8 protein-coding genes are annotated in these 11,917 nt (G+C 71.9%); 3 read left to right on the forward strand and 5 right to left on the reverse strand.

The features are described from left to right. Positions 1–13: 13 nt before the first annotated feature. The 3 genes from ACFXMF_RS13185 to ACFXMF_RS13195 form a co-directional block, all read right to left on the reverse strand. Positions 14–1,645, reverse strand: a complete 1,632-nt coding sequence (locus tag ACFXMF_RS13185) for a (2,3-dihydroxybenzoyl)adenylate synthase (RefSeq protein WP_379988635.1) — start codon at positions 1,643–1,645, stop codon at positions 14–16. After that, complete coding sequence (locus tag ACFXMF_RS13190; RefSeq protein ID WP_379988633.1) at positions 1,642–2,829, reverse strand: isochorismate synthase; 1,188 nt, start codon at positions 2,827–2,829, stop codon at positions 1,642–1,644. Before ACFXMF_RS13190 ends, ACFXMF_RS13185 begins: the two co-directional genes overlap by 4 nt. Positions 2,830–2,990: 161 nt before the next feature. Next, positions 2,991–3,770 (reverse strand): 2,3-dihydro-2,3-dihydroxybenzoate dehydrogenase, encoded by a 780-nt coding sequence (locus ACFXMF_RS13195; RefSeq protein WP_379988632.1) that lies wholly within the window; start codon positions 3,768–3,770, stop codon positions 2,991–2,993. A 191-nt stretch (positions 3,771–3,961) separates the two neighbouring features. Here ACFXMF_RS13195 and fhuB point away from each other — a divergent pair, with 191 nt between their 5' ends. From fhuB to secA2, 3 genes are all read left to right on the forward strand, one after another. After that, positions 3,962–6,232, forward strand: coding sequence for a Fe(3+)-hydroxamate ABC transporter permease FhuB (gene fhuB / locus ACFXMF_RS13200; RefSeq protein ID WP_379988630.1), 2,271 nt, complete (start codon positions 3,962–3,964; stop codon positions 6,230–6,232). Between the two features lie 203 nt (positions 6,233–6,435). Beyond that, complete coding sequence (locus tag ACFXMF_RS13205) at positions 6,436–7,326, forward strand: SigB/SigF/SigG family RNA polymerase sigma factor (protein ID WP_379988629.1); 891 nt, start codon at positions 6,436–6,438, stop codon at positions 7,324–7,326. A 305-nt stretch (positions 7,327–7,631) separates the two neighbouring features. Then, entirely contained in the window at positions 7,632–9,926 is a 2,295-nt protein-coding gene (secA2, locus tag ACFXMF_RS13210) for an accessory Sec system translocase SecA2 (RefSeq protein WP_379988628.1), read from the forward strand. Here the strand turns inward: secA2 and ACFXMF_RS13215 are convergent. Further along, positions 9,833–10,543, reverse strand: a complete 711-nt coding sequence (locus tag ACFXMF_RS13215; protein WP_379988627.1) for a hypothetical protein — start codon at positions 10,541–10,543, stop codon at positions 9,833–9,835. The genes secA2 and ACFXMF_RS13215 overlap by 94 nt on opposite strands. 131 nt (positions 10,544–10,674) lie before the next feature. Then, entirely contained in the window at positions 10,675–11,856 is a 1,182-nt protein-coding gene (locus ACFXMF_RS13220) for an amidohydrolase (RefSeq protein ID WP_360320687.1), read from the reverse strand. Positions 11,857–11,917: the final 61 nt, after the last annotated feature.

An 11,917-nucleotide genomic window follows, 5' to 3' on the forward strand; every position in this document is an offset into this window, starting at 1 on the left:
TGAATCGCCCGAATCAGCGTGCGTTCTCGGCCAGTCCGGCGGAGATCGCCGCACGCAGGTCCTTCTTGCTGACCTTGCCGACGCCCGTGTACGGGAACGTCTCGACGAACTCGACGTGATCGGGCACCTTGTAGCCGGCCAAACCGCGTTCGCGCACGAACCGGCGGATCGCCACCGGCTTGAGCGGCTCGGCCCCGGCACGCAGGATCACGTAGGCACAGGTGCGTTCGCCCAGGTAGGCGTCCGGTACCGCGACCACGGCCACGTCGTGCACGGACGGGTGGGCGAGGATGTGGTTCTCCACCTCCTCGGCCGCGACCTTCTCGCCGCCGCGATTGATCTGGTCCTTGGCCCGGCCCTCGACCACCAGGTGGCCCGAGGGCAGCCGGCGGACCACGTCCCCGGTGCGGTAGAAGCCGTCCTTCGTGAACGATCTCGCGTTGTGCTCGGGCGCGTTCCAGTAGCCGCGAATCGTGTACGGCCCTCGGGTGAGCAGGTGACCGGTCTCGCCCTCGGGCAGATCCGTATCGGCGTCGTCGACGATCCGGATCTCGTCGTCGGGCGAGATCGGCCGGCCCTGGGAGGTGACGATCAGCTCTTCCGGGTCGTCCAGTCGGGTGTAGTTGACCAGACCCTCGGCCATCCCGAACACCTGCTGGAGCGTGCAGCCGATCGTCGGGGCGACCCGGCGGGCCGCCTCCTCGCTGAACTTCGCCCCGCCGACGAGCAGTACCCGAAGGCTGCTCAGGTCGAAGCCGCCGCGCTCGGCCGCCACGATCCAGGCCAGTGCCAGCGGCGGGACCACCCCGGTGATGGTCACCCGTTCGCGCTCGATCAGCGCGAACGCCACGTCGGGGGTGGGTTTGGGGCACAACACCACGCGGGCTCCCGCGTACAACGCGCCCAGCGTGCCGGGCGAGCTGAGCGGGAAGTTGTGGGCGGCGGGAAGGGCGCACAGGTACACGCTGTCCGCGTCCACCGCGCAGATCTCGTTCGAGCCGCGCAGCGAGTAGATGTAGTCGTCGTGCGTGCGCGGGATGAGCTTGGGCACGCCGGTGCTGCCGCCGGACAGTTGCAGGAAGGCGAGTTCCTCCGGGGCGGGTGGGTCGGCGAGTTCCACCGGGTCGCGTTCGATGTCGGCCAGTGCGGTGTGTTCGCCGGGTTCGCCGACCACCAGGACGTGCTTGAGCGTGGGCAGGTCGGCGCGTACCCGGCTCGCCAGTGCCCGGTGGTCGAAGCCCTCGGACACGTCGGGGATCACGTAGGCGACGGCCTCGGTGAACGAGCAGAAGTAGGCGATCTCGGTCTCGCGGTGTGCGGGCAGTGCGAACACCGGCAACGCGCCGATCCGAAACAGCGCGAAGACAACGGCGAAGAACTCGGCCACGTTGGGGAGTTGAACGACCACCCGGTCGCCCCGGCCGATGCCGCGCGCGAGCAGCCCGGCGGCGAGCCGGTCGGCCCGCTCGTGCAAGTGCGCGTAGGTCCAGCGGCGGTCGCCGTCCACGATCGCGATCCGGTCGGGGTGCGCCGCGGCGCGTTCGCGCAGCATGCCGCCGAACGTCTCGCCGCGCCAATACCCGGCGGCCCGGTAGCGCTCGGCGAACTCGGCGGGCCACGTGGGACCGAGGCTCGGGGTGCTCACGGCCGGCCACCCACGGCGTGCAGGAAGGTGTGGAACTTGGCCTCGGTCTCGGCTATTTCGGCCTCCGGCGAGGAGGCCGTCACGATGCCCGCGCCGGCGTACAGCCGCAGGGTGTCCGCGTCCGCCTCGGCGCAGCGGATGGTGACCACCCATTCGCCGTCGCCGTCCGCGTCGCCCCAGCCGACCATGCCGGTGTACAGGCCCCGGTCGAACGGCTCCAGGTCGGCGATGGTCTGCCGGGCGGTCGTGGTCGGGGTGCCGCATACCGCCGGGGTCGGGTGCAGCGCGCAGGCCAACTCCAGTGCGGAGGCCGGGTTCCGGTCCGGGAGCGTGCCGGTGACCGTGGTGGACAGGTGCCACATCGCGGCGGTGCAGACCAGGGTCGGCCGCTCGGGCACCTCCAGCGTCTCGCAGAACGGCGCGAGCGCGGCCCGCACCGCGGCCACCACGACGGCGTGTTCGTGCAGGTCCTTGTCGGATTCGAGCAGGCCGGTCGCGCGTCGTACGTCCTCGGCCAGGTCGCTGCTGCGCTTGGCGGAGCCGGCCAGCGGGTTGGCCCGCAGTTGCCGACCGGTACGCGAGACGAGCAGTTCCGGACTGGCGCCGATCAGTGTGCTGCCGGCGCGCACCCCGGGCACCGCGAAGGTGTAGCCGTGCGGGTCGCGCCGGGCCAGGCGCTGCAACAGCACCGGTATGTCCGGCGGTTGGGCCGAACGCAGTTCCAGGGTGCGGGCCAGCACCACTTTGTCCAGCGCGCCGGCGCGCATGCGCCGGACCGCCTCGGCCACGCTCACTCCGTACGCCTCGGGCGTGGGCACCGACCGGATGTCCCAGGCGGTGGAGCTCGGTTCGGGCGCGGGCAGCACGATCAGCGGGTCGGCGGACAGCGGCGGTCCCCAGCCGGCCGCCTCCGGGACCGCCAGCGCGGCGCGTTCGCCCTGATCGAAGGGGACGGCGCCGAGCACGATCGGAGCGCGTCCGCCGACCGGGCTCGCCGCGGCCAGAGTCTCCGCGACCCGGGCGGCCAACGGCCGATCGTCGTGCCCGACTTCCGCCTGCACGCCGTGGGTGAGCAGGGTGCGGGTGGGCGTGGCGAGGAAGCGCGCGTCGCCGGGTCGATACGCGTCGAGCAGCGCGGTCGCCGCGCCCACTGTGGCGAGGCCGGTGGCTTCTGGGGTGGTCACCTGAGGCTCCTTTGATTCTCCGGCGGGGTGTTGCGGAGGCCGTGTGCTGCAAAGGCCGTGCGGCGGCTCGATCGACGAGCCGGGGTCGAACCGGTGCGGGATGGTGTCCGCCGCGCCGGGGGACGGTGTCGGTCGGGCCCGGCACAGGTGCCGAGGGTCCGTCACACGTGCAGCGTCGCGCCGCCGTCGACGTACATGTTGTGCATGGTGATCTGCCGGGCCCGGTCGGAGGCGAGGAAGACGACCGCCTCGGCGATGTCGGCCGGGTCGGCGATCCGGCCCAGCGGGATACCGGTGCGGTAGCTGGCCAGGTCGCCGTCGAGGACCCGCCGGGGCGCGTCCGCGTCGGTCCACAGGGCGCGTTGCATGGGGGTGTCGGTGGAGCCGGGTGAGACCACGTTGCAGCGCACGCCGCTGCGGGCGAGCTCCAGGCCCAGACACATCGTGAACATGGTCGCGGCGGCCTTGGACGCCGCGTACGCGGCCATCCCGGTGCGCGGGATGCCGGCCGCGTTGGAGCCGACGGTGACGATGCTGCCCGCACCGCGTTCGACCATCGGACCGGCCACCGCGCGGCTGGTGTGGAAGACCCCGGTGCTGTTGACCGCGAACGTCTGTGCCCAGGCCTGGTCGCCGAGTTCGGTCACCGGTGAGGTGTGCAGCACACCCGCGACGTTGACCAGGATCGCGATCGGGCCCAGGTTTCGTTCGATCGCGGCCACGGTGGCGGTGACCGCCGGTCCGTCGGTGACGTCGAGCGGGTAGGCGACCACCGCGTCGGTGTCGTCGTCGGTCATCAGCTTCTTGACGCCGACCGGGTCGCGGTCGGTGGCGGCGACGATCGCGCCGTGGTCGACGAGGGCCCGGACGACGGCCGCACCGATGCCCTGCGCGGCGCCGGTGACCACCGCGATGCGGCCGGCGAGGTCTGATGGGTGCACGAAAATCCCCTCGGCAAACACAACTCCGGGGTCGGAGTTTAGGTGAGCCTAACCTAACTTCGCACTGGTGGTCGATGCCCCTGGAGCCGGCGGCGCTGCCTCCGGAGGTCGTTCGCGGCGCCGGTGATCCGCGCGGCGATCTCCCCGGAGGTTCCTCGAAGAGCCCTGTCTGCTTAGGTTAGCCTCACCTTATGACTGTGCATCAGCCGATTCTGCGAAATTCGGCGGGCCTTCCGAGCGACCCCGCCGACGCGCCGCCCGAATCGCCCTCGGACGAACGCCCCGACGCCCTGTCGCGGAACCCGCACGGCCGGCGCACGGTGCTCTTCTCCGGGATCGCGCTGGTCGCCGCGGTGCTGGTGCTGGCCGGCGTCTCACTCTCGGTGGGCGCCGGCGAGGTCGGCGCCGGCGGCGCGTTCGACTACCTCTTCGATCGGGGCGGCGCCCGCTCGGACAGCCATCTGACCCTGGTCATCCGCGATCTGCGCCTGCCCCGCACGCTGACCGCGCTGCTCGCCGGCGCCGCGCTGGGCATGGCCGGCTGCCTGCTCCAGACGGTCACCCGCAATCCGCTCGCCGAGACCGGCCTGCTCGGTGTCAACGCGGGCGCCTCGCTCGGCGTCGTGCTCGGCATCACGCTGGTCGGCGTGCAGACCGGATACGGCTACCTGCTCTGGGCGTTCGTCGGCTCGGCCGTCGCGGGACTGCTGGTCCTGCTGATCTCCGGTCAACGCGGCGGCGGTTCGCCGATGCGCCTGGTGCTGGCGGGCGCGGCACTGAGCGCGACATTCGGCGGCATCACCAACGTGCTGATCGTCAACTCGGCCGAGGCGTACGACACTTTCCGCTTCTGGGTACTCGGTTCGCTGGCCGGCATCCAGGGCTTCGAGTCGCTGGGCAGCCTGGCCCCGGTGCTCGCGGTCGGCTTCGCGATCGCGCTGCTGAGCTCGCGCTCGTTGTCCGCCCTGGTACTGGGCGACGACCTGGCCCGCAGCCTGGGCCACCGCCCCGCCCTGACCCGGGTCCTGGTCGCCCTGGCGGTGACCCTGCTCACCGCGTCCTCGGTCGCCCTGGTCGGCCCGATCTCCTTCCTCGGACTGCTCGCCGGCTTCCTCGCCCGCACCCTGGTCGGCCCGCGCATCCCGGCCCAACTGTGCTTCGCCGCCCTGATCGGCGCGGCCGTCCTGACCGCCGCCGACGTCGCGGCGCGCGTGGTCTCCCGGCCGTTCGAGGCGCCGGTGTCGGTGATCGTCGCGCTGATCGGCGCGCCGCTGCTGATCGGCGTGGTCCGCTCCCGACGGCTGGGCGCACTGGGCCTGACCGACCCCGCCACGGCCGAGCCGGCCACCCGTGCTGCGGCTCGCCGCTCGCCGCTGCGCAGGTTGGGACCGGCGGCGGCCGCCCGACTGCCGCGCTGGCTGCGCACGCTGCCCGAGCACCTGGTGTTGCGACGCGGCGGGTTGTCCCTGTTGTTGCCCAGCCGGGCCGTGCTGACCACGATCGTGCTCACCGTCGTCCTGCTCGGCGCGATCGTGCTGTCCGTGTATGCCGGACAACGCGAACTGGGCCTGGTCCGCACGTTCGACGCGGTCCTCGGCCGCGGCGACCACTTCGACGTGCTGCTCGTCCGGGAGTTCCGGCTCGGCCGCATCATCGCCGGGGTTGCGGCCGGCGCGGCGCTGGGTGTGGCGGGCTGCCTGACCCAGACGCTGGCCCGAAACCGGCTGGCCACACCGGAGTTGCTCGGCGTCAACGACGGCGCGACCGCGGCCGTGCTGATCTCCGTCTCGTTCAGCGCGAGCGGCACCTTCGGCGCCTGGTGGGCCGGGCCGATCGGGGCGATGGTCGCGGTGCTGGTGGTCACCGCGGTCGCCGGCGGCCTGGGCCAACGCGGCTACCGGGTCCTGGTGGTCGGCCTGGCGTTGTCCGCGCTGGCCTCGGCGATCACCCAGGTGGTGCTGTCCCGACGCTCGCTCAACTCGGCGAGCGCGCTGTACGTGTGGAGTTCGGGCAGCCTGAACGGGCGCGGCTACGACGTCGCCGGGCCGGTACTGATCGGCTTGGCCGTACTGGTCCCGCTCGCGCTCGTGCTCGGCCGCAAGCTGGACGTACTGCGCTTCGACGACTCGACCGCCGCCTCGCTGGGCGTGGATCCGGCCCGGATCCGACTGGTCTGCCTGATCGCGGCCGTGTGTCTGGCCGGCCTGGCGGTCGGGATCTGCGGGCCGGTGGGCTTCATCGCGCTGGCCTCGCCGGTGATCGCCGGCCGGCTGGCCGGGCCGTTGCGGGTGCCGATCCTGGGCTCGATGCTGGTCGGCGCGATCCTGATCGTGCTGGCCGACATGCTCGGTCGCATCCTGCTGGACGGCGCGGAGATACCGGTCGGCGTGGTCGGCACCGTGCTCGGCGGCCCGTTCCTGCTGTGGGTACTGCTGGGACGCTCGGGGGCAACGCGCGCGTAGGGGGCGGTCGATGGCGCTCGGCGCGGCGGATCGGCCGGTGCAAAGACCGCCGCAGCGCTCGCCCACGACCGCGATCCGGCGTGCTCCGCCGTGCTCCGGCGGCAACAAATTGCGACGAACGGGTGTACTCCCAAAGGGGCGGGGCACTATGCCCGGGCACCGAACAGCACGCACCGGGTACGAATCAGAGGGGGACGCCGACCATGAACCCGAGCGCCACGACCGCTTGCACAGCCGCCGAAGAGGCCACTGGGGCCGCTCTTCCGGTCGCGCCGGCAGCGGCCGCACCGCCGGTGGTCGAGTTGCCGATCGTCGAAGACATGGCGGACGTCACCGCGAGCGACGCGCGAGCGATGTCCAAGGTGCTCTTCGACCGACTGAAGGTGCTGGAGGAAGGCACGCACGAGTACCAATACGTGCGCAACACCCTGATCGAACTCAACATCCCGTTGGTCCGGTTCGTGGCCGCCCGCTATCGCTCGCGGCACGAGTCCACCGAGGAGATGGTCCAGGTCGGCACGATCGGCCTGATCAAGGCGATCGACCGGTTCGACGCGTCGTTCGGGACCGAGTTCCCCACCTTCGCGATCCCCACCATCTCCGGTGAGATCAAGCGCTTCTTCCGGGACACGAGCTGGGCCGTGCACGTGCCCCGCCGACTTCAGGAACTGCGCATCGAACTGGCCCGCGCCCGGGACGCGTTCACGAACGAGTTCGACCGCGAACCGACGCCCGGCGAGTTGGCCGAGCGGCTCGGCATCGGCATCGAGGAGGTCACCGAGGGGCTGACCGCCGCCGCCGGCTACTCGGCCGCCTCGCTGGACGCGCCGGCCGGGGACAACGGGCCCGCCGAGAGCTACGCCATGCGGTCCTCGTTCGTCGATCCGGGCTACGAGATCGCGGAGAACCTGCACGTACTCAAACCGCTGCTGGCAGCGCTGCCGCAGCGCGACCGGGACATCGTGTCGATGCGCTTCGGCGAGGAGCTGACCCAGGCCCAGATCGGTGAACGCCTCGGGATCTCCCAGATGCACGTGTCCCGCCTGCTCAGTCGCATCCTGACCCGGCTGCGCGGGGAACTGCTCGCCGAGTGACGCGACGGTGTGCCACCGGGTGACGACGGAGCGGGGCCGACGGGAACAGGGTCGGGCCCCGCTTCGTTGTTCGATCGGCTGCCTCGGTCGAGCTTCTCGGCCCGAGTGCGCCCTCGGGTCGGGTACGGGCCGAGGTGGTGGTGTCGGGGACACGGGGCGCGGGCGCGTGTCGTATCTCGTGGAGTGCCCGACGCACCACACGTCGACGACGCGAGTGCGCACGCGCCCGCCGAAGTGGAGGCCCAGTGGGCTCGTCCGGTGCTCTCACCCGGTCCGTACGTCGCTTCCTGGGCAGAGCGGGGACGGTGGGCTCGACGAGCCTGCGCCCGCTGGTCCGCCGGGCCAAAGAGCGGGAGGCGGCACTGCGCGCCCTGACCGACGCGGAGTTGCGCGCTGCGGCGGACGCGCTGCGGAGTCGGGCCGACACGAAAGGTGAGACCCGGCCGTCGTGGGACGACGACGCGCTGGTCGAGCTGTGCGCGCTGGGCCGTGAGGCGGCCCACCGTGGCCTGGACGAACGTGCCTTCGACGTACAGCTCCTGGGTGTGTTGGGCCTGCTGCGCGGCACCGTGGTGGAGATGGCCACCGGCGAGGGCAAGACCCTGGTCGGCGCGCTGGCCGCGGCCGGGTTCGCGATCCAGGGTCGGCGGGTGCACGTGTTGTCGGTCAACGACTACCTGGCCCGCCGCGACGCCGAGTGGATGCGGCCCGTCTACGAACTCCTGGGCGTGGAAGCCGGCTATGTGACCCAGGCGTCCACCCACGCGGAGCGGCAGGCCGCCTACGCCCGGGACGTCGTCCATGTCGCGGTCGGCGAGGTGGGCTTCGACACGCTGCGCGACCGATTGCGCACCACCGCCTCGGAGTTGGTGTTGCCCGAGCCGGACGTGGCGATCGTCGACGAGGCGGACGCGGTACTGATCGACGAGGCCCGGATCCCGCTCGTGCTGGCCGGCGGGGTGGCCGCGGGCTCGGACGAGGCGGAGGCCGCCCGGGTGGTCTCGGGCCTGGTCGACGGCCTGCACTTCGCGGCCGAGGCGGACGGGATGACGGTGCACCTCACCGACGCGGGGGTGACCGAGGTGGAACGCACCCTGGGCGTGGACAACCTCTTCGCGCTCGGGATGGACGCCCGGCTCTCGCAGATCAACGTCGCGCTGTACGCGAGCGTGTTGCTGCGCCGAGACGTGGACTACCTGGTCCGGGACGGCCGGATCCGCCTGGTGGACGCCAACCGCGGCCGACTGGCCCAGCGCCAACGCTGGCCGGACGGGCTGCACGCGGCGGTGGAGGCCAAGGAGGGCCTGGTCGTCGGGCCGCGCGGGGAGGTGTTGGACCAGTTGATCGTCGCCGACCTGATCGGCGGCTACCCGACCGTGGCGGGGATGACCGGCACCGCGGTGATCGTGGCCGAGCAACTGCGCGAGTTCTACCGCCTGGAGACCGGCGACCTGCCGCCGAACGTGCCCTGTGTGCGGGTCGACGAGCCGGACCGGCTGTACGACGACGAACAGGCCCGCGACGCCGCGCTGATCGACCTGGTGGAGCACGCGCACGCCACCGGCCGGCCGATCCTGGTGGGCACCCGCGACGTCGCCAAGTCCGAGCAGATCGGGGCCGCGATAAGGGAGTTGGGCCTGGAGTGCGCGGTGCTCAACGCCCGGGACGACAGCCGGGAGGCGGCGATCATCGCCGAGGCCGGGGCGGTGGGGGCGATCACCGTGTCCACCCAGATGGCCGGCCGCGGCACCGACATCCGGCTCGGCGGCCGGGACGGGAAGGACCACGAACGGGTCGCCGAACTGGGCGGGTTGCTGGTCGTCGGCGTCGGCAGATATCCCACCCGTCGGCTGGACGACCAGCTTCGCGGGCGGGCCGGCCGGCAGGGCGACCCGGGCACCTCGGTCTTCCTGACCAGCCTGGACGACGAATCGATCACCCGGCACGCGTCCGACCCGCCGCCCCGATCCGCCCGGGTCGAGGACGACGGACGCATCCGCGACGCGTCGGTGCGGCGCTACGTCGAGCATGTGCAGCGGGTGGCCGAGGGCACGCTGCTCGAAGGGCACCGCACCACCTGGCGGTACAACCAGCAACTCCGGCTCCAACGCGAAGAGGTGCTCGACCTGCGCCGGCGCGTCCTGCACGACGACGAGGCCGCCCGGGTCCTGGCCGACCTGCGCCCCGACCGCTGGGCCGAACTCCTGGACGAGGTAGGCGAATCGGTCCTGGCCGAAGCCGCCCGGCAACTCCTCCTCTACGACCTCGACGCGGCCTGGACCGAGCACCTGGCCCGCACCGCCGACCTGCGCGAGGGCATCCACCTACGCGCCCTCGGCCGCCAGAACCCCCTCGAAGCCTTCCACGCCGAGACCCAACGCGCCTTCATCCCCCTGATCTCCCGCGCCCAGTCCGCCGCAGCCGACCGCCTCGACACCGCCCACATCACCGACGCCGGCCTCGACCTCGAACGCTCCGACGTGCAACGCCCCACCTCGACGTGGACCTACATGGTCCGCGACCAACACTTCACCGCGATCGACGAACCCTTCCTGACCGGAATCGGCAAACGCCTGCGCTCGACAGGTCGGGAGGACTGAGTCGGTCCGGGCATCGGGCCGACTGTCGGACGGGAGCGTCGGGGCCGCGAGGCACACCATCCAGGCAGACAACGCCCCTCCTCGCTGGTTCGCGGTCCGCTCGAGTCGAGCACCTGGCCGTAGGGGCTGTATGTCACCGACCGACTCAACGCCGTGCCGCTCGGCTGGAACGTGGCCACCATGTCGCTGTGTTCGTCGACGACCGCCAGGTCGGCCTGTCCGGTGCTGCCGTTGCGGATACCGACCAGGTCGCCGTTCGCACCGCGGCCATACAGGTCACCACCGTCGGTGGCCAGGTCGTTGCCCGTACCGCTGTAGCCGAAGTTGCCTCCACCGGAGGTGAGTACGCGGTCGAGACTGTCGTAGGTGTACGTGGATGATCCGTCGGCGGTGAGCCGATCGAAGGCGTCATACGTGAGGTTGGTGAACGCCGAGCCGCCGGCTGTGGTCTTCTTCGCGAGCGTGCCGCGTGCGGTGTACTGGTAGGTGCTCGCACCATCGCCGAGCAACCGGTTGCGCTGGTCGTAGGTCGCCGTGCGTGGCCCGTCACGAGTCCGGTTGCCGGCGTTGTCGTACTCGTAGGGCACCGTCGTGGAGCCGTTGTTCCACGCCAACAAACCCGGAATCGAAATTCAGCAGCGCCAGGGGGCAATTCCAGCCGTGAATTTGTCGCGGACGATGGGTGGAATTCGGCCGCTGCAAAGCGGAAAAGTGACGGTGCGCCGCGCCGGATCCGCGCCGAGGCTTCTCAACCTCTGATGGTGCCCGTGCCGCCGCCCCGGCGGAGGAGGGCGTAGTCGGCGGCGGTCCAGGCCATGGCGGTGGCGGCGTCGAGGATGGCTTGGTCGGCGGCCGGGGAGATGGCGGCTTCGGCGAAGGCGGGTTCGTGGGGGCCGCAGGTGCCGCCGGTGATGTCGAGGACGGGGTGGATGCTGGGGATGGCGTGCGAGACGTTGCCCATGTCGGTACAGGCGAAGGGGGGTCGCTCGATCGGTTCCGGGCGGCCCAGTTCGCGTGCGTTGGCGCGCCACAGGGCGATCAGGGTGGGGTCGGTGCGGAAGTCGAGGTAGTCCGGCTCCGGGCGGCTCAGCCGGACCTCGCAGCCGATGGCCAGCGCGCCGGCGCGGAAGCAGGCCTCGACGCGGGTGCGCAGTTCGGCCAGGTGGGCCGCGTCGGTGGTGCGCAGTTCGTATTCGGCGGTGGCCCGTTCCGGTACCGCGTTGGGCGAGGTGCCGGCCGCCGTGGTGATGCCGTGTACGCGCCAGTCCACCGGCAACTGCCGTCCCAGTAGTCCCAGGGCGACCTGAGCCACCGTCAGCGCGTCGGCGGCGCTGCGGCCTTCGTGCGGGTTCAGGCTCGGGTGCGCGGCGGTGCCCAGGTATTCCACGGACAGCGTGCCGAGCGCGAAGGAGCGGAACTCGGCCACCTCGAACGGGCACGGATGCACCATCATCGCCGCGTCCACGCCGTCGAACGCGCCCGCGTCCAGGAGCAACGCCTTGCCCGCGCCGCGCTCCTCGGCCGGCGTGCCGACCACCCGCACGGTGAGCCCGAGTCGGTCCGCGACAGGCCCGAGCGCGAGTGCCGCGCCGACGCCGGCCGCCGCGATCAGGTTGTGCCCGCACGCGTGGCCCATCCCGGGCAGCGCGTCGTATTCGCAGGCGATCGCGACGGTGATCGGGCCCGAGCCGATGCTCGCGACGAAGGCGGTGTCCAGGCCGTACGCGGGCGCGGTGACCGCGTAGTCGTGGGCGCGCAACAGCTCGGCGCACCACGCCGCGGCCCGGTGTTCGGCGAACGCCGGCTCCGGGTGGGCGTGGATCCGCCTGCTGAGGGCGAGCAGTTCGTCCCGGTTCACCCGGACCCGGTCGCGGATCGCGGTCCGGTCGGCATCCGAGGCCGGTCGGTCCGCCACGTCGGCCACGCTCATGTTCCGCTCCGCTTCATCGAGATTTCTTCGTCCCGGGGGCACCCTGACGAACCCCCGGAAG

It is taken from the genome of Embleya sp. NPDC059213 (assembly GCF_042754445.1).
Lineage (GTDB): Bacteria > Actinomycetota > Actinomycetes > Streptomycetales > Streptomycetaceae > Embleya.